Annotated in this window: 15 protein-coding genes; 11 read left to right on the top strand and 4 right to left on the bottom strand. The window is 69.3% G+C overall.

Annotation, left to right across the window (positions count from 1 at the left end):
- Positions 1-429 precede the first annotated feature (429 nt).
- The 3 genes from ggt to HUA78_RS25965 all read left to right on the top strand — a co-directional run bounded on the left by ggt (position 430) and on the right by HUA78_RS25965 (position 5,155).
- Positions 430-2,139, top strand: coding sequence for a gamma-glutamyltransferase (gene ggt, locus HUA78_RS25975; RefSeq protein WP_174454875.1), 1,710 nt, complete (start codon positions 430-432; stop codon positions 2,137-2,139).
- A gap of 4 nt (positions 2,140-2,143) precedes the next feature.
- Entirely contained in the window at positions 2,144-2,926 is a 783-nt protein-coding gene (locus HUA78_RS25970; protein WP_174454768.1) for a TatD family hydrolase, read from the top strand.
- A 333-nt stretch (positions 2,927-3,259) separates the two neighbouring features.
- A complete protein-coding gene (locus tag HUA78_RS25965; RefSeq protein ID WP_174477413.1) occupies positions 3,260-5,155 on the top strand; it encodes a M3 family metallopeptidase in 1,896 nt (631 codons plus the stop codon).
- A 111-nt stretch (positions 5,156-5,266) separates the two neighbouring features.
- Here HUA78_RS25965 and HUA78_RS25960 read toward each other — a convergent pair whose 3' ends face one another.
- Entirely contained in the window at positions 5,267-5,545 is a 279-nt protein-coding gene (locus HUA78_RS25960; protein WP_141642683.1) for a hypothetical protein, read from the bottom strand.
- 296 nt (positions 5,546-5,841) lie between these two features.
- On the opposite strand from HUA78_RS25960, the gene HUA78_RS25955 reads away from it, so the two are divergent.
- The 4 genes from HUA78_RS25955 to HUA78_RS25940 all read left to right on the top strand — a co-directional run bounded on the left by HUA78_RS25955 (position 5,842) and on the right by HUA78_RS25940 (position 9,145).
- Complete coding sequence (locus HUA78_RS25955; protein ID WP_141642684.1) at positions 5,842-6,084, top strand: hypothetical protein; 243 nt, start codon at positions 5,842-5,844, stop codon at positions 6,082-6,084.
- 141 nt (positions 6,085-6,225) lie between these two features.
- A complete protein-coding gene (locus tag HUA78_RS25950; protein WP_141642685.1) occupies positions 6,226-6,603 on the top strand; it encodes a response regulator in 378 nt (125 codons plus the stop codon).
- A 71-nt stretch (positions 6,604-6,674) separates the two neighbouring features.
- Entirely contained in the window at positions 6,675-7,493 is an 819-nt protein-coding gene (locus HUA78_RS25945; RefSeq protein ID WP_141642686.1) for an ABC transporter ATP-binding protein, read from the top strand.
- Positions 7,490-9,145, top strand: coding sequence for a hypothetical protein (locus HUA78_RS25940; protein ID WP_174477378.1), 1,656 nt, complete (start codon positions 7,490-7,492; stop codon positions 9,143-9,145). The genes HUA78_RS25945 and HUA78_RS25940 overlap by 4 nt, the downstream gene beginning before the upstream one ends.
- Before the next feature lie 66 nt (positions 9,146-9,211).
- On the opposite strand, the gene HUA78_RS25935 is transcribed toward HUA78_RS25940, so the two are convergent.
- Entirely contained in the window at positions 9,212-10,471 is a 1,260-nt protein-coding gene (locus tag HUA78_RS25935) for a VWA domain-containing protein (RefSeq protein WP_174462928.1), read from the bottom strand.
- Between the two features lie 278 nt (positions 10,472-10,749).
- Between HUA78_RS25935 and HUA78_RS25930 the strand changes: the two genes are divergently transcribed.
- A complete protein-coding gene (locus HUA78_RS25930) occupies positions 10,750-11,454 on the top strand; it encodes a hypothetical protein (protein WP_174466611.1) in 705 nt (234 codons plus the stop codon).
- An 88-nt stretch (positions 11,455-11,542) separates the two neighbouring features.
- On the opposite strand, the gene HUA78_RS25925 is transcribed toward HUA78_RS25930, so the two are convergent.
- Together HUA78_RS25925 and HUA78_RS25920 are read right to left on the bottom strand one after the other, a co-directional pair.
- On the bottom strand, positions 11,543-12,238 hold the full coding sequence (locus tag HUA78_RS25925; protein ID WP_174454765.1) for a pirin family protein: 696 nt from the start codon (positions 12,236-12,238) through the stop codon (positions 11,543-11,545).
- A 161-nt stretch (positions 12,239-12,399) separates the two neighbouring features.
- Positions 12,400-12,948 (bottom strand): YceI family protein, encoded by a 549-nt coding sequence (locus HUA78_RS25920; protein WP_141642690.1) that lies wholly within the window; start codon positions 12,946-12,948, stop codon positions 12,400-12,402.
- A gap of 256 nt (positions 12,949-13,204) precedes the next feature.
- On the opposite strand from HUA78_RS25920, the gene HUA78_RS25915 reads away from it, so the two are divergent.
- The 3 genes from HUA78_RS25915 to HUA78_RS25905 all read left to right on the top strand — a co-directional run bounded on the left by HUA78_RS25915 (position 13,205) and on the right by HUA78_RS25905 (position 18,611).
- The gene (locus HUA78_RS25915; RefSeq protein ID WP_141642691.1) at positions 13,205-13,579 is read left to right on the top strand and encodes a peptide chain release factor-like protein; all 375 of its coding nucleotides are present in this window, start codon (positions 13,205-13,207) and stop codon (positions 13,577-13,579) included.
- A 212-nt stretch (positions 13,580-13,791) separates the two neighbouring features.
- Positions 13,792-18,033: a hypothetical protein gene (locus HUA78_RS25910; RefSeq protein WP_174454764.1), complete on the top strand. Its 4,242-nt coding sequence runs from the start codon at positions 13,792-13,794 to the stop codon at positions 18,031-18,033.
- Positions 18,030-18,611, top strand: coding sequence for a type II secretion system protein J (locus HUA78_RS25905; protein ID WP_174454763.1), 582 nt, complete (start codon positions 18,030-18,032; stop codon positions 18,609-18,611). The genes HUA78_RS25910 and HUA78_RS25905 overlap by 4 nt, the downstream gene beginning before the upstream one ends.
- Positions 18,612-18,621 lie beyond the last annotated feature (10 nt).

Below are 18,621 nucleotides of genomic sequence, written 5' to 3'. Positions count from 1 at the left end.
CGGCTTGAGAAAGAGCGTGACCCGCCCCGAGGGCGGAACAGACCCGGACCGGGTCGGTTTCTCAGGTGTGACCGGTGCGCTCATTTGCTCCCCCAGTCGCGACTCATGACCGGGGAAGGATGCACCCTCTTGAAAAACAATCCAAGAGGAAAATTGTTGCTGAGTTGAAATCATGGTCCGGTGCGGACAGTTCGTGCATACCGGGAGAGGTGTAGTCGGTGCGGCGCCCCCGAGTCCCGGCCCCCAGGTGTGGGTGAGTGTCCGCCGGGTAACACAACATCCGCGACGAAGGCCAGCCACAAGGTATTGATTGCGCCCCCAGGAGGGGACTTTCCCGTGAACGACACGAGCTTCGAGAAGCAAGCCCCGCGCACGAGCGCGAGGGTGCTGGAGGCGACGGTGCGAGGGCTGGCGGTGGCGCTCGTATTGATGGCGTGTGTGGCGCACGCGGCGCGGCCGTACCGGGGTGGCGCGGTGGCCACGGCGTATCCGCCGGCCAGCGAAGCGGCCTTGAAGATGCTCGACAAGGGCGGCAACGCGGTGGACGCGGCGGTGGCGGCGGCCTTCGTGGCGGCGGTCGTCGGGCCGTACCACTCGGGGGTGGGCGGCGGCGGCTTCGCGCTGGTGCACGACGCGAAGTCCGGCGCGACGCGGGTGCTGGACTTCCGCGAGGTGGCGCCCAAGGCGGCCACGCGGGACATGTTCCTGAAGGACGGCAAGGTGGTGCCGGGGCTGTCCACGGACGGCGTGCTGGCCGTCGCCGTGCCGGGCGCGGTGGCGGGATATCTGGAGCTGCTCAAGACGCACGGCACTCTGCCCCCGTCCGTTGTCCTGGCGCCGGCCATCGAAGCGGCGCGCAAGGGCCTGTGGGTGACGCCGCGCTACCGCAGCATGGCCGAGGGCCGGCTGGAGTGTCTGCGCAAGGACCCGGAGGCGACCCGCGTCTTCCTCGTCAAGAACGAGCAGGGCGAACACGTCGTCCCGCCCATCGGCCACCTGCTGCGCCAGCCGGACCTGGCGCGCACGCTCACGAGCATCGCCAAGAGCGGCCCCAAGGGCTTCTACTCGGGCGCGGTGGCCAAGGGCATCGTCGACACGGTGCAGGCGGGCGGCGGCGTGCTCACGCTGGAGGACCTGGCGTCCTACAAGACGCGCAAGCGCGAGCCGCTGGAGGGCAGCTACCGCGGCCACCGCATCCTCACCATGCCTCCGCCGAGCGCGGGCGGCGTGGCGGTGCTCCAGGTGCTGGGCGCCATGGAGCAACTGCGGCCCCAGGGCTTCGGCTTCAGGGACCCGGAGGCCCTGCACCTGTACGTGGAGGCGCTGCGGCGCGCGTACGTGGACCGCGCCAAATACCTGGGGGACCCGGACTTCGCCGACGTGCCCACCGCGCGGCTCATCTCCAAGGGGCACATCGCGGACCTGGCGGGCTCCATCGACCCGAAGAAGGTGACGTCCAGCCTGGCGCTCCTGCCCCAGACGGCGGGCACGCAGGGCTCCACGCTGACGGACAAGCCCGTGACGCTGACGCCGGAGCCGGAGCGCAAGAACACCACGCACATCTCCGTCGTGGACAAGCAGGGCAACGCGGTGGCGCTGACGGCCACGGTGAACTACGGCTTCGGCTCGTGCGTCGTCGCCAAGGGCACCGGCGTGCTGCTGAACGACGAGATGGACGACTTCGCCGCGCAGCCCGGCGTGCCCAACGCGTACGGACTCGTCACCGGCGAGCCCAACGCGATTCAGCCCGGCAAGGTGCCCCAGTCCTCCATGTCGCCCACGCTGGTGTTCTCCAAGGAGGACCCCAAGCGCGTCATGCTCGCGGTGGGCAGCCCGGGCGGGTCCACCATCCCCACCACCGTCATCCAGGTCATCAGCAACATGGTGGACAGCGGCATGGACGTGGCGCGCGCGGTGAATGAAGGCCGCGTCCACCATCAGTACCTGCCGGACGAGTTGTGGGTGGACAAGTGGGGCCTGGAGCCGGCCACACTGTCGGCACTGGAGGCCAAGGGGCACAAGGTGCGACGCGTGGACCAGTGGGGCGACGCGGAGGCGGTGTTCATCGACCCGAAGACAGGACTGCGCTTCTCCGCGAGCGACCCGCGCAACGAGGGCCTCTCCCTGGGACAGGATTGAGACCGTGCCCGAGCCCCTGCCCATCTTCGACGCGCACCTGCACCCGGAAGGCCTGAGCGATCAGGACCTCGAGTCGATGCGTTTCTTCGGAGTGGAGCGGGCGCTCGTGGTGGCGCACCACTTCCCGGAGCCCACATCCAAGGCCCTGCTGCGCCACTTCGACGACGTGGTGGAGCGGCAGCTTCCCCGGCTGGAGAAGGTGGGCATCCGCGCCTACGCCGCGCTGGGTGTCCACCCGCGCTGCATCCCCCGGCGCGGCCTGTCGGAGGTGCTCTCCGCGCTGCCCGACTACTTCCAGGGCGGCCGCGTCGTCGCCCTGGGAGAGACGGGGCTGCACGCGGGCGGAGAGGAAGAAGAAGAGGCCTTCCTGGAGCAGCTCGCGCTGGCGCGAAGCCTCAAGCTGCGCGTCGTCGTGCACACGCCCCTGGCGGACAAGGAGCGCCACACGCGCCGCATCCTGATTCTGCTGCGCCAGTCCGGCGTGCTGCCCTCGCGCGTGCTGGTGGACCACGCCACCGCGCGTACCGTGCGCACCATCCTGGAAGTGGGCCACTGGGCCGGTCTCACGCTGCATCCGGAGGCACTCGCCGCCGAGCGCGCCGTCGCGCTGGTGCGCAAGCTGGGCAGCGAACGGCTGGTGCTCAACTCCGACGCCGGTGACGGCGCCGGTGACATCCTGGGCCTGGCCCGCGTGGCCAACCTGCTCTCCAAGGCCCGCCTCTCCGAACGCGTCGTGCGCCGCGTCGCCCGGGACAACGCCGCCCGCTTCTTCCAGGTGGGCACCTGAGCCACACACGTCTGTGCCGCCCTTCACACCGACTCACACTTCAGGGCAGGTCGATTCACTTCCTGACTCCAGTCGGGTTGAATTTTTGCAACAAAAGACACCCCAATCCGTCCTCATTGGCGAGAGCGCATACGGGGAAGCCCCAGGCTCCGCCGCTGCTTTCACACTCCGGTTCGGGAGGGCCCTTTGCGTTCCACGTTCGTCATCGTCGCCGCCGTCATGTTCGTGGGGTGCGGGGGTGCGTCGACCCGGCCCTCCGTTCGCACGGGCGACACGCGGGGGGCGCCCGCGCCGGAAGCCGGCCGTCTGCTCGCCGCCACACCCGAGCGCTTCATGGAAGCGTGTCGGCGCGACATCCAGGAGGCCCGTGGCGCGGTGGCGCGACTGACGGCGCCCGGCGCCCGGCGACTGGCGACCCAGGCCCTGCTCACCACCTATGACGACGCGGTGGCGCTCCTGGACGACGCCGTCGGCCGGTCTGGCATCGGCGCCAACGTGCACCCGGACGGCGCCTTCCGGGCCGCCGCGGAGCGGTGCGAGCAGGCCGTGGAGCGGGTGCGCACGGACATCTCGTTGGACCGCCGCGTCTACGACGTGCTGGCCTCGTTGGAGTTGGAGGGTCAGGACGCGCTGACCCGTCGCTGGGTGGCGCGGGTGCTCAAGGGCTTCCAGCGCGCGGGCGTGGACCGGGACGAAGCCACGCGGGAGCGGGTGCGCGTGCTCCAGGAGGAGCTCATCGTCCTGGGCCAGGAGTTCAGCCGCCACATCCACGAGGACGTGCGACACCTGGACGTGGCCCCGTCGGCGCTGGCGGGCCTGCCGGAGGACTACGTCCGCGCCCACCCGCCCGGCCCTGATGGCCGCGTGCGCCTGGCCACGGACTCCTCGGACCTGGGGCCCTTCATGACGTATGCGCGCGACACGGCCGCGCGCGAGGCGCTGTGGCGCCTGGGACGGCGCCGGGGCCATCCGCGCAACCTGGACACGCTCGCGCGGATGCTCCAGGCGCGCCACGCGCTGGCCACGCTGCTGGGCTACCCGAGCTGGGCGGCCTACGCGGCCGAGGACAAGATGGTGCGCCGACAGCAGGTGGCGGCGGACTTCATCGAGGAGCTGGCCGCCGCCGTCGACGGCCGCATGCGCGGGGAGTACGCCACGCTGCTCGCGCGCAAGCGCGAGCAGGTGCCCGACGCCATCCGCGTGGAGCCCTGGGAGCAGGCGTGGCTGGAGGACCGCGTGCGCGCCGAGCAGTACCGCTTCGACTCGCGCGAGTTGCGGCCCTACTTCGAATACACGCGCGTGAAGCAGGGCGTGCTGGACCTCACCGCCAGCCTCTTCGGGCTCACCTACCGACGCGTGCCGGACGCCCCCGTCTGGCACCCGGACGTGGAGGTCTGGGACGTCTACGAGGGCACCGAGCGCCGGGGCCGCTTCTACCTGGACATGCACCCGCGCCCCGGCAAGTACACCCACGCCGCGCAGTGGGACCTGGCCATCGGCCGCGCGGGCAAGGCCCTGCCGGAGGGCGTGCTGACGTGCAACTTCCCCCGCCCCGGCACGCGGCCCGCGCTGCTCCAGCACTCCGAGGTGCGCACCTTCTTCCACGAGTTCGGCCACCTGCTGCACCACCTGCTGGGCGGCCGCGCCCGCTGGGCCGGGCTGTCCGGCACGCGCACCGAGGTCGACTTCGTGGAGGCCCCCGCGCAGGTGCTGGAGGAGTGGGCCTGGAGCGTGGAGTCACTCCAGCGCTTCGCCCGCCACGTCGACACGGACGCGCCGCTGCCCGCCGACCTCATCTCCCGCATGCGCCGCGCGGACTCCTTCGGCAAGGGGCTCTGGGTGCGCCAGCAGCTCTTCTACGCCGCCGTCAGCCTCAACCTGCACGCCGGCAACCCCGAGGGCACCGACTCCACCGCGAGCGTCCTGGCGCTCCAGGAGCGCTACCTGCCCTTCCGCGCCGTCAACGGCACGTACGCCCACCTCGCCTTCACCCAGTTGGATGGCGACTACTCGGCGCTCTACTACGCGTACCTCTGGTCGCTCGTCATCGCGAGGGACCTGCTCACGCCCTTCGAGGAGCACGGGCTGATGGACGTGGAGACCGCCCACCGCTACCGCGACACCGTGCTGGCGCCGGGGGGCTCCAAGGACGCCGCGGACCTGGTCCGGGACTTCCTCGGCCGGGGCTACGACTTCGGGGCGTACTCGCGCTGGCTGGAGGGTCGCTGACGCAGCCCGCCGGGGGCTGTAAATTCAAAGGGCCCCGCGATGTGAATCGCGAGGCCCCTTGTGTTGTGAATCCGTCAAACCCGCACCGGCGCGCTCACGGGGAGCGCGGCATCAGTGCACGGCGGGTACGGATGCGGCCACTTCCGGCTGAAGGGTGATGGCCTGCGCGTCCGGATCCAACCGGACCTGCACGGGCACGCCCTGGTAGCGGTACTGGGCCAGGGAATCCGCCGCCCCGTCGAGGAGGAGCTGGTAGCGCTCCTCGAGCTCCACGGCGATCAGCAGCATCGTCTCGCCCGCGTCCGCCACACCCGGGCGGTACACCTGGCACCGCTGGAACCGCGCCCAGCGACCGTTCTCCATCTTCACCAGCTCGCCGTCGTAAGCCATGCGCGTCTCCTCCGCAGCAATGAGACGAGAAGCAATGTAGGGACGAATTAACTCGATGTCATCCCCCCACTTGAAAATTCGTTAAGCCCTTTGAATTCCCGTGGGTTACACGACAGTTCCGGGGCTGGAGAGGGTGTCGCCGGCGAGGTCTGCTCAAAAATGTAAATTTGCCAGCCGGTCAATCCTGTCAAGGGAGCGAGGTGGCGCCGAGTCCGAGGCCGGGACAGGTCCCTGGGGGGCGGAAGGGGCCCCAAGGGCGGTGGCGCCTGACGGCGGGGTCTCCTAGATTCGGAGGGATGAAGTTGCCAGGGCTGTTCCGCAAAGAGCGAACCACCATCGCCGCCGCCGACGCCCAGGACCACGCCGAGAAGCTGCTGGCGGAGTCCTTGCGCCTGCTGGGACAGGTGTGCACGAAGGTCGCGGACGCCATCGAGTCGCAGCGGTTGTCGCGCCAGGGCTATGCGCACAACACGTATCTGCGGCGGACGGACCACGGGGCAGACGGGTCCGGAGACCTGGAGAAGAAGCCCCAGGAGTAGCCGCGAAGCGGGTTGCATCGCGAGGGTGGTTGGCTGTTGAAAAGTGGGGCGCCCCCTTCCGGAATGAACTCCCCGTTCCCATCTTGCCGCCCATAGAATCCCGCGGTCCGAGACGCCGCAGCTCCCCTCTGAGGCCCTGCCATGTCCCACATCCTGGTCGTCGATGACGACGCGAGTCACCGCACGCTCATCTGCGATGCCCTCGAGGAGATGGGTTACCGAACCGTTCAGGCCGCCAACGGCCGCGAAGCGCTGGACCATCTGGAGGGCGACATGCCCGCCGCCGTGTTGCTCGACCTGCGCATGCCGGTGATGAGCGGATGGGGACTCCTGGACGCGCTGAAGAAGATGCCGCGTGCCCGGGGGCTGCCCATCATCATCATCTCCGGCTACGGCTTCGAGTGGGAGGCGGAGCTGGTGGGCGCGGCCGGCTACATCTCCAAGCCCGTGGACCTGGACAAGGTGCGGATGACGGTGCAGCAGATTGTCGGCCCGCCGGAGATGGCCTTCGTCCACTGAGGATTCCGTGCCCGGCGCGCCGGGTGGGGATTGTCGCCGGGGGCCGGGCTCGGGTGTGATGGCGTCACTTCATGACGCCCTCCCCTTCCGATGACCTCGCCGTCGACGCGCGCGGGCTGATCAAGCGCTTTGGTGGCTTCACCGCGCTCAACGGCCTGGACCTCCAGATACCCAAGGGGGCCTTCTATGCGTACCTGGGCCCCAACGGCGCCGGGAAGTCCACCAGCATCGCGCTCCTGACAGGCGTGTACGGCCCCGACGCGGGCTCCATCCGCATGCTCGGCGTGGACGCGGTGCAAAAGCCCATGGAGGTGAAGCGCCGCGTGGGCGTGGTGCCGGAGGAGCTGAGCCTCTTCGAGCGGCTCACCGGCAGGCAGTACCTCACCTTCTGCGCGCGCATGTACGGCCTGGACGGCGACGAGGCCGGGGCGCGGGCCACGGAGCTCCTGGAGCTGACGGAGCTGACGTACAAGGCGGGCTCGCTCGTCTCCGAGTACTCCAAGGGCATGCGGCGGCGGCTCGCCATCGCCGCGGCGTTGATCCACGCACCGGAGCTGGTGTTGCTGGACGAACCCTTCGAGGGCATCGACGTGCTGGCGGCGGGCGTCATCCGCGAACTCTTGCGCGAGCTGAGCCGGCGCGGCGTCACGCTGCTGCTCACCACGCATGTGCTGGAGATCGCGGACCGGCTGGCCACCCACGCGGGCATCATCCAGGCCGGACGCATGCTGGACCAGGGACCGGTGTCCTCCCTGCTCCAGCGCTACGACTGTTCTTCGCTGGAGGCGGTGTTCGAGAAGCTCATCGCCGTGCCGTCGTCGCGCAACGCGCGGCTGTCGTTCTACGGCGAGGCCCCCGCTCCCGTCGTCCCGCTGCGGGAGCCGGCATGAGCCGCCCCGCCGTTCCCGGTTTCTTCCGGCACCTGTGGCTGTTGTGGGGGCTGCGCTTCAACATCGGGTTGAACCAGGGGCCGGGCAAGAGCCGCCTGCTCGCGGTGGGCTCGTTCGTCGCGTCGAGCGCGCCGGGCCTGTTCTTCGGCCTGTTCTTCTTCGCACTGATGCGGCTCAAGCCCGTCGTGGAGAGCGACGTCTGGCCCTACTTCATCCTCAACCTGCTGTGCTTCGTCACCTTCTCCGTGTGGGTGACCTGGCCGCTGTTGTCCGCTGGCGTGGATGACCACTCGGAGCTGAGCCGGTACGCGGCGTTTCCGATTTCGCCCTTCCGCCTGCTCATCGCCTCCACGGTGGCCAGCCTCTTCGAGCCGCGCGCGCTGGTGTTCTACGCACCGCTCACGGGCGCCGCGCTGGGCTTCGCGTCCGTCTATCCCTTGTGGGCACCGTGGCTGGCGGTGGTGCTCTACGTGTTGTTCGCGTTCCTCTGCGCCGCGTGGAGCCGCGTGGCGCTGTACGCCGTCATCAACGTGCTGCGAGAGAAGCGCAGCGCGGAAATCATGGGCGGCGGCCTGCTGGCGTTCCTCATCGCCGCGTCGTTCATTCCGCCCATCGACACCTCGTGGCTGACGGCGGTGGGCGAGGACGGCGTGGACGCGCTGGACATGTCGCTCATCATCAACGCGGCGGTGGCGCTGGGCCGCGTGCCTCCGGGCTTCTTCGGAGATGGCCTGGGACAGCTCGCCTGGTTCCGCCCGCGCGTGGCGATGGCGGAGGCGTTGGGCCTGCTGTTCTTCGCGGCCGTGGGCATGGCGGTGGCATACGCGCTGCTGATGCGCTTCCACCGGCAGTCGGGACGCGCGGGGCCGCAGATGAAGGACGCGAAGGACAGCAACCCGTTCGAGCGCACGCGCACGCGCTTCTCCACGCTGGTGACGCGCGAGGCGCTGGACTTGTGGCGCAACCCGCGCGCGCGCCTGCTCGCGTCGGTGCCCTTCATCCTGGCCATCCTCCTGAAGCTCCTGTCCGGGCGGGACTTGTTCGTCTTCCTGCTGGGTCGCTCCGCGGACGCGTGGCTGATGGGCGGCCTGTGCATCTACGGCGCGGTGGTGATTGCGTCGACGTTCTCCCAGAACACCTTCGCCTATGACGGACAGGGCTTCGCGGCGTTCCTCGCGGCGCCGTTGGACCTGGCGGACGTGCTGCGCGCGAAGAACCAGGTGCAGGCGGCGGCGGCGCTCGGCATGGCGCTGATGGTGGCCGTCTTCTACCGGGTGTACTTCGGCTTCGGGACGGCGGTGGACATCGCGTGCGCCCTGGCCGCGGTGCTGGGCGTCGTGCCGGTGCTGATGGCCGCCGGCAACTTCCTCTCGCTCTACTTCCCGGTGAAGTTCCACGCGAGCCTCAAGCGGCGCGACAAGGTGCCGCTGACGGCGTCCATGCTGGGCATCGTCGCGGCGAGCGTCGGCTGCATGCCCTTTGGCTGGGCGTTGAAGCTGGCGGGGAAGGACGGCCCTTCCTGGCAGTCCGCGGCGATGATTACCCTGTGCGCGGGCCTCAACCTGGTCATCTACCGGGGCTCGCTGCCCCTGGCGCTGCGCCTGCTGGACCGGCGCCGCGAAGTCATCCTCCAGGCGGTGACGCGCGAATAGCGAAAAGGGCCGTGGCCGCCTGGAAAGGCGAACCACGGCCCCTGGGTGTCTCGAGCGAAGCGCGGCTCAGTACGCCACGCCGTGCTTGGCGGCCTGGGCCTTGACGCCCTTCATCACGTTGGCGTCGAAGGCGTCCTCCTTCTCCGGACGGTTCTTCGCGAGCCACGCCTCGCGCTCGGCGGCGAGCTTGGACGCCTGCGTCTCCAGGTCCTTCTTCTCGTCGGCGAGCTGCTTCACCTTCTTCGCCCGCCCCTCCACGCTCAGGCCCTTCAGCTCCGAGGGCAGTTCGTCGTCACGCACGCTCGCCAGCGCCGCGGGCGCGGAGACCAGGTCCACCGCTCCGCCCACGGCCTTGGGCGCGCTGCTCGGCGCGGGCGCACCAGGCGAGCCGCTGCCGCTCGTCTTGCGCATGTAGCTGATGCGCTCGGCCGCGGCCTCCGGAGCCAGCTCCGCCATGGCCTCGGCGCGGGCCTTGTTCGCCGTCTGCACCTCCGCCTTGCCCGTGTAGAGCGTCTTCGACGCCAGCGCCGAGTTCACCTTCGCCAGCTCCGCGTCATACGGCGTCGCCACCGCCACCATGCCGCCCGACTGGTCGATGGAGTCGAACGTGCCGTCCGTCAGCTTCGCCACGTACTTCCACGCCGTCTGCGTCTCCTCGTCCGAGCCGCAACGCACGGTGTTCACCACGATGTGCTGCTCGCGGGCGCGCTTGGCCCAGTGCTTGAAGTCCCAGTCGTCGTTGTGCTTCGCCGGAGGCGCGTCGCCCACCAGGAAGATGGCCTTCATCACCGACCGGTCCTGGTTCCACGACAGCTTCGACACCGCCTCGCCCAGACCCCGGCCCACGTGCTCGGGCGTGTCGCCTCCGCCGCCCGCCTCGAAGCGCCGCAGGTTCGCGAACACCGTGTCCAGGTCGTCGCTCAGGTCGAACCGCTTCGTCACATAGTCGTCCCCCACGTCGCGGTACGCCACCAGGCCGACCTTCAGGTGCGGCGTGGGCCGGCCCTGCGCGATGCGAGACGCGATGGAGTAGATTTTCGCCTTCGCGCCCTCCAGCAGGCCGCTCATCGAGCCCGTGGTGTCGAGCACGAAGACCACCTCGATTTCAGGGCGGGGCGCCTTCACCTTCGCGTCCTGGGGCGGCGCCTCCTGGATGGGCTTCACCGCCGGGGGCTGCTCCTGGGAAGGCTTCACCGCTGGGGGCGCCTTGGGAGCCACGGCGCCAGGCCGCACGGGGACGGCGGACTCGGCCAGGGCGGGGGCAGCGGACAAGCTGGTGGCGAGCGCGGCCGACAGCACGGCCCGCGACAGGGACTTGAGGTCCATGAAGTACTCCGGGAATGGAAGGGGTCTGTTCGTCTCAGTGAACGAACCACCCCGCCCGAAGTTCTACGTCCCCGACACGAGTCCTCCGGTCCCCACACCTCGCCCCAAGGAATGTCCGGCCCCAGCGAGGGTTGGACGTCGTCACTTTCCCCACGAAGCCCCTCACGTCTTTTCCAGAGCGCACGGCCGGTGTCGCTCCGCGCACGCTGGCCTTCCAGCCGGCTTGCCCGACGGAGACGGGGGTTTCATGCTGCGACGACCCCGGGAGACCCACGACCATGATGCCCGTCATCCGCCGAAGCCTCTTCATCCTCGGCTGCCTGTTCGCCGCCTCCTGCAACAGCAACTCGCCTTACTACCGGGTCCAAATCACCGCGCCTGAAGCGGTCAGCCTCATGCCAGGTGAGTCCGCGCAGTTCGACCTGACGCTGGACCGCGTGGGAGACCAGCCCGGAGAGCTCCGGGTGAATCTGGAGTCCCAACCCGACGGCATCACCCTCACGCCCGAGGTCGTGCTCCCCGAGGGCGAGACGACCATCACCACGCCCGTCACCGTCGCCGTCGCCCAGGACATCCAGGTCACCGGCACCCAGCGGATGCTGCTGCTGGCGACGGACAGCGTGAAGGACTTCGCGTCGGGCGCCACGTTCTACGTCGTCGTCCTTCCGCCGACCGTGGCGCAGCCAGATTTCTCCATCACCCTGGAGCCCCGGCAGATCACCGTGCTCGCGGGCGCGAACGAGTTCGTCGGAGTCACGGTGAACCGGATTGCCCCGTTCGCCGGTCCGGTGACGCTCACCGTCGAGTCGCCCACCCGGAGAATCTCCGCCCAGCCCGTGGTCGTCGCCGCGGACCAGACCACCGTCAACTTCCTCATCTACACGCAGAGCAGCCTCACGCGACTCCCCGTACCCATCACCGTCATCGCCACCAGCGAGGACGGACGCCAGGCCAAGACGGGCCTCACGCTCAACATCCGCTAGTCGGGACGACACGCCCGCCCCTCGAAACGCACGAGGGCCGGGGAGCAGGGGCCTCTCAGCCCTCGCCACCCGGCCCAGATTCGTACGCTCAGGCCATGTCGAACAGCAGGGCCTCCACCGGCGCCTCGGCGGTGAGCACCAGTTTGTCCTCGGCCGACACCGCCACCCCGTCGCCCGCCTTCACCTTCACCCCGTTGAGGGTGCCCGAACCCCGCGCCACCTGCAGCCACGCGTGCCGTCCCGGAGCGAGCGCGTACTCCGCCTTCTCACCCGCGCCCAGCAGCGTGCCGTGCAGCACCAGGTCCTGGTGCACCGTCAGCGAGCCCTCCCGCCCATCCGGCGACGCCACCACCCGGAAGCGGCCCTGGCGCTCCTTCACGTCGAACGCCTTCTGCTCGTAACCCGGCTTCAGGCCCTTCTCGCTCGGGACGACCCAGATCTGCAGCATGTGCAGCGGCTCCGAGAAGTTGTTCATCTCGCTGTGCACCACGCCCGTCCCCGCGCTCATCCGCTGCACCTCGCCGGGCTTGATGACCGCCTCGGTCCCCATGCTGTCGCGGTGCTCCACCTGGCCGCCCAGCACGTAGGTGATGATCTCCATGTCCCGGTGCGGGTGCATCCCGAACCCGCGGTTGGGCGCCACCGTGTCCTCGTTGATGACCCTCAGCGTCCTGTACCCCATGAAGTCCGGGTCGTAGTAGTCCGCGAAGGAGAACGTGTGGTGCGTGTCCAACCAGCCGTGGTTGGCATGGCCTCTTTCCTCTGCATTTCGAACGAAGATCATCGCCTGCCTCCCTTTCCTTTAAAACTGCAACTCAGATGCATCAACCCCACCCCGCGTTGCGGGGCGCGACAGGAGCCCGCCACCCACGAGGCCCGAAGCACCGACCACCAACCCGCCCGCCACGGACCTTCGGGTGAGCGGGCGTCCCGCCGTCGGCTTCTTCACGCCGCCTTCTCCGCCGCCACCGCCACCGCCTGCACGTCCAGGGTGATATCCACACGCTCACCCACCAGCAGCCCGCCTGCCTCCAGCGCCTGGTTCCATGAGAGGCCGAAGTCCTTGCGGTCGATGCTGGTGCTCGCCTGGAAGGCCAGTCGCTCGTTGCCCCACGGGTCCTTCACCTTCCCGAGCAGCTCCGTCTCCAGCACCACTTCGCGCGTGACGTCGCGAATCGTCAGGTCACCCACCACGCGGTAGTGGCCCTTGCCCGCGTCCTGCACGCGCTTGCTGCGGAAGATGAGCTTGGGGAAGGCCGCCGCGTCGAAGAAGTCCGGCGAGCGCAGGTGGTTGTCACGCTGCTCCACGCCCGTGTCGATGCTCGACACGTCGATCTTCACCTCGGCCGAGCCCTGCGCCAGGTCATCCCCATTCACCTCCACCTTGCCCTCGAACCGCGTGAAGCGGCCGTGCACCTTCGCCACCACCATGTGGCGAACCATGAAACCCACCGTCGTGTGCGTCGTATCCAGCTGCCAGGTCTTGATGGCCATGTTCGTTTCTCCTGTGCTTACCGCGTCTGGCCACCCATAGAGCAACAGCCGGGCCACACCCCAACCCACTGGAATTACTTAAGAACGCCTCGGGAACGCCCACCATCCATATCAATTTGATACAATCACCCTCTCAAGAAGAGAGCGCCCCCGGAAGGATGGAAACCAGGGGGCCTCCGAGGGCCCGCGTACGCGCCGGGCGGGAGCAGTCAGTCGGTGCACGGCACGGGCGTCGAGGGCTACTTTGAGAGACGCCATGACCACCTCACCGATACGCCGACAAGCCGCGCTGGACGCCCTGGCGCTCGATGACGAGGCCCTGCTGAAGGCGTGCGAGGTGGACTACTTCATCGCCTCCGGTCCGGGCGGCCAGCACCGCAACACCACCGCCAGCGGCGTGCGCCTCACCCACGGCGCCACGGAGCTCTCCGTCACCGCCACCGAGCGCCGAAGCCAGACCCAGAACAAGGGCGTCGCGCTGGACCGACTCCGAGAGGGCCTGCGCGCCCTCACCTTCGTGCCCAAGGTCCGCAGGGCCACGCGCCCCACCGCGGGCGCCAAGCGCCGACGCCTGGAAGGCAAGAAGCGCACGTCGGAGAAGAAGACGCTGCGGGGCAAGTCGGACTGGTGAAACCAGCCCCGCACCCCTGAAGGCGCTGCTACGCAAACGATTGCGGACTCGCAAACTTTGCATAGCCGCACACCTCCCAGGCGTACAGGCGCACTGGCAATTTTTCGAGGCGGTCCTCGGGGCGAGCGCGCGGCGCACCCGGGCATATGGCGTGCAGAGAGGTGGCGAAGCTGACCCGGATTGGGTCGGTTCACCCCCGGTGGGAGCACCCCATGACTCCTCGGCCCCCTTCTTCCACGCTGTGGCGCGCGCTCGTCGCCATGTCCTTGCTGGTGGCACTGCCCGCCTCGGCGACGGACCTCGTCACCTTCAGTCGCGGCGCGCTCATCATTCCCGAGCAGGCCACCTTCCAGCGGGGCTGCGGCTCGCTGTCCGCGTACGGACTGGTGTGGCGCATCCTCCAGTCGAACCAGCCAGGAGGCGCCAACGCCAGCCACCCGGTGACGGTGTATCTGGCCATCAATGATTTGAAGGCGTCGCCCAACCGGTGCGTGCCCACCAACCGCCACACACCGCCGGCGCCCGTCAACGACACGCGGTGGAACGACGGCTGCGACTTCACCATCACCAACACCGCGGAGCAGCCCGTGGTGCCGGTGAACTACGGCAGCGCGCTCCCCGCCACCGGCATCTATCCGTACGGCGCCATCGAGAACTTCACCACCACGGCCGCCAACGCCCGCCCGTTCTTCACCGCCGCGACGCTGAACAACACCGTCACCGGCCCGCGCTTCAGCACGGTGCGGTACATGGGCGGCGCCTTCATCATCGACGCGGCGGATGCCAAGTACGTCATCGACTTCATCCGCGACGGCACCGGCGACCTGTCCCCGGAGAAGTTCCGCACCGCGTGCGCGAACGACTGCGCCACCTTCAAGAACAACAGCGGCTGCCACCACGTGCGCATGCACCAGGCCACCATCGAGTTCACCGCGCCAGTGGCCCGCCGCATCAACCGCGTCCCGCCCAGAATCGCCCTGCTGGACTTGTCCGACGGCAAGAACAGCAACGGAGACCCCCTGGTGAAGGGCGGCATGTTGGACGACTACCTGCGCAACGCGGGCCTGGACTTCCCGGGAGCCGGTGGTTGCCCCGAGGGGACGACGTCGGGCTGCACGCTCAACAACAAGAAGCCCGGCCTCATCTACGACGCGCTCCACGCCAACGTGGACCTCATCTCCACGGCCACCTTCACCAAGGGGCTGCTCAACGCGGTGGACCCCGTCACCCAGAAGCCTCGCTACAAGGTGTTCTGGGCGCCCCACTGGGAAATCGGAAACGAAGCCCGCAATGAGTACGTGGCCAACGGCGACGGCGCGACGACGCAGCGCGAGAACGCCCTCAACAACATCGCGCACTTCACCAACCAGCGCGGCAACGGCCTGTTCGCCGAGTGCGCGAGCATCTGGTCCTACGAGACGACGAGGCGCCCGGACAACACGCCGGTGCTCAGCTCCCGGTTCCAGGGGGCGAGCAACTTCCAGTACAACAAGCTCAGCGATGGCGATGACTGGGACGGGCGCAACTGCACGGACCCGGACTACATGGCCCAGCCGCTGGCCAACCGGCAGGAATGCATCCTCTACCCCAACGCCGGAGACCCGTTCTCCCAGATGGGAGACTTCCGCTTCAACAGCGTGGTGGGCCACACGGAGAACTACCGCGTGACTTACAAGGACGGGGTGCGCCGTCTGGCGGTGAGCTGGTACGGCCACAAGGACGAGCACGTCTTCGACAACGCCGCCCAGGTCGCGGAGGACAACCGGCGCGGGCACGACTTCTTCAGCTTCAACCAGAAGGACAATGACCCGAAGAAGGCGACCATCGTCTATCTCGCGGGCCACGACTTCAAGTCGAGCGTCCCCGGCACGCGCATCGTGCTCAACACGCTGCTCAACCTCGGCTCCGAGCCCCTGAGCAGCGAGCGCGCCCTCTCCGCGCCCGTCGCCTTCGACGACACCAACGGCAGCGACTCCGACGGGTCTCGCGCCCTGGTGTTCGCGGCCACCTACGACGCGGTGTCGGGTTATCCGCCCGGCGTGGACACGTACGTGCACGCCCAGGGTTCGCAGTGGGTGTTCCCATACTTCCCGGGCCACCTGCGCGCCCACTCGCTCATCGGCGGCGACGCGCTCGCCACGGGCGAGAGCAACCTGGACTCCTCCACCCTGTGGGACGCGGACACCGCGCTGCCCCGCCCCGGCGAGCGCAACCTCTTCACCTACTTCGGTGGACAGGTGCGGACCAATCCCTCGCTGGGCGCTGGCCTGCGCGCTCCGCGCGGGGTGCTCCAGGTGGGCTGGAAGCCGCAAAACGTGGACGGCACCGACATCAACGCCAACTACGGCACCGCCCCCAACTCGGGCTGCGTGGACGTGCTGAAGCTGGGCGAGGCCCAGAACCCCGACGGCACGTCGCGCTTCGACTTCATCACCACCCCGACGGGCGATGGCGTGTGCGACTTGCAGCAGGCGGTGCAGTACTCCCCGCAGCTGCCGGGCACCGACTTCGGGCAGAGCACGGAGGCCGTCAACAAGGCGAAGCACACCGCGGACTTCGACGCGGTGGCGCAGCTGCTCCAGCGCGTGCGCGGCTTCTGCATCGCCACCAGCTCGGGGAACGACGCCTCGGGCACGCCCATCCTCGAGCCCTCCGACAGCCAGTGCAACAACGACGAGGCGGACAACCGCGCGCACCTGGGCGGCTTCGTCCACTCCGCGCCCGCGGTGGTGAAGGCCAGCGCGAACATCCCGGACCAGGGCGCGCCCCGCCCCACCGTGGCGTACGCGGCGGGCCTGGACGGCCAGCTCCACGCCTTCTACGTGTCGGGCGGCGCTGGCTACGACGGCCCGGCGGAGACGCTGTCCTTCCCGAACGTCAGCCCCGCGGCCTCCGCCTTCCCGAAGAACTGGAGCCAGAGCTTCCTCGGCGGCGCGACGCCGGCTCGGGGCACGGAGCTGTGGAGCTTCCTGCCGGCCACGCAGATTCCGTGGCTGCGCAGCAACAACGCGCGCGTCAACAGCGCGCCGGTGGTGATGGACGTCTTCGCGGACTTCGTGGGCAGCGGCAAGCGCGAGTGGCACACGGTGCTCGTGGCCAACGTGGGCAACCCGGGCCGGGACTTGTTCGCCATGGACATCACGAACCCGTTGCGCCCGGTGCTGCTGTGGCACCTGGTGGGCAGCCACGCGCAGACGGGCGCCGTCCCGGCGTTCGCGCCGGTGGAGCTGGCGGACCGCGACACGGGCGGCACGCAGTGGGCGGTGAAGTGGAAGGAGAAGGACGCGCGCTTCCTCATGGCGCCCCAGGCGGACCCGGGCCGTGAGCCCTCCGGCCTCTACAACTACGGGGGCCTGGGCGGCACGCGCGGTCTGTCCGTGGGCGTGGTGCGCCAGGGCCTGGAGCCCGTCTATGCCGTGTTCGTCGCCTCCAGCAGCTCGGGCGCCTCCGGCGCGCCCGCGTTCGGCATGGAGGTCTTCGCCATCGACGCCGCCACCGGCCAGAAGCTGTGGCAGTGGGAGCAGGACTACACGCAGAGCTGGGTGGACAACACCTCGCCCACCGCGCCCACCGTGCTGACGGACACAGGCGGCGCCTCGCGCCTGTACGTGGGCGACATGGAGGGACGGCTGTGGGAGCTGGACGGCGCCACCGGGCAGAACTCCAACGTGCTGCGCCTGGGCCCCTCGTGCTCGGAGACATCGCCGTGCAAGTACTCCGCGCTGGACACCGACTCCACCGACACCGAGCGCCGGCCCATCACCACCAACGTGGCGCTGGCGCGGCTGCCGCAGGACATCACCACCGGCACCGCCCTGAAGGGCTACGAGGGTGAGCTCATCGCCATGGTGGGCACGGGCGGCGTGGACTGGGTGCAGCCGGGTGCCGCGGGCCAGGTGCACCTGGCGATGCTGGACCGCAAGCGGCGGCTGCCCATGGGCGTGGACGGCTTCAAGCTGAACAACGCCCCGATTACGGCCTCGAGCGCGCACACCCTGGCCGAGAACCAGGGCGTGCTCCAGGAGCCCGCCCCCTTCCCCCTGTCCTTCGCGGGTCCCCGACACATCTACGGCAACATCACCGTTGCGGGACGCACCGCGTACTTCAGCACGGCCAACGGGAAGCTGGGCGACCTGATGGCGCTCGACGGGATGATGTCCGGCAACACCTGGAAGCTGGATTTGGGCAACACCGCCACCTCGGCCAGCGCCGCGGCCACGAACCTGTCCGGCCTGAACCTGGCCAACTTCGGAGGCGTGACGGTGTACCACCGCGAGAACGGCGCCTCGTCGCAGGACTACGTGGTGGGGCTGGAGGTCAGCCGCATCACCAACACGCGCATCGACAACTCCGGCGCCAAGGGCCCCTCCAGCCCGAACGAGGAACTGCGCGTCAATGGCCAGGGTGGCTTCATCTTCCGGCTGCTCAACTGGAGCCAGAGGTTCTTCGAATGAACTCACATCCTCGCGCCCCTCGGGGCTCCAGTCTCATCGAAGTGCTCATCGCGATGATGGTGTTGGCGCTCGCCGCCACCGGCGCGGTGGGCGGGATGGTGTTCGCCTCGCGCGACGTGCACGACGGGCAGTTGCTCCAGGTGAAGCGACACCTGCTCGAGGCGAGCACGCAGCGGCTGTGGCTGGCCGCCAAGGGCCCGCTGCTCGCGCAGGCGGTAGCGCGTCCCACGCTGGCCCCCACCAAGATTGCTCCCGGCACCGCGCCGTGGCGGGCGGACCCGAGCGTGCCCGTGGCCGGTGACCCCAGCTCCGGGGCGTACTTCAAGCTGTCCGCCACCGGCCAGGTGGAGCCGCTCGCGGGCATCCCCGCCAACACGGCGTGCAACGACGCCTCGCTGCCGGACGGCACGTATTGCCGGGAGATTCTCGTGACGACCGGCCTGCCGCTCGACGTGCCCACCGCGGCCTCCGCGCTCCTTCCCGCGGGCTCGCGGCCCGTGACGGTGTGGACCCGCGTCGTGCGCAAGGGCGACACCGCGGAGCGCGCCCAGTTCCACAACGAGGTGTTCGTCCAATGAGAGCCCGGCG

This window comes from Myxococcus sp. CA033 (assembly GCF_013336625.1).
Lineage (GTDB): Bacteria > Myxococcota > Myxococcia > Myxococcales > Myxococcaceae > Myxococcus > Myxococcus llanfairpwllgwyngyllgogerychwyrndrobwllllantysiliogogogochensis.
The sequence above is the reverse complement of the archived record's forward strand: the minus strand, read 5'-3'. Positions and strand labels throughout refer to the sequence as shown.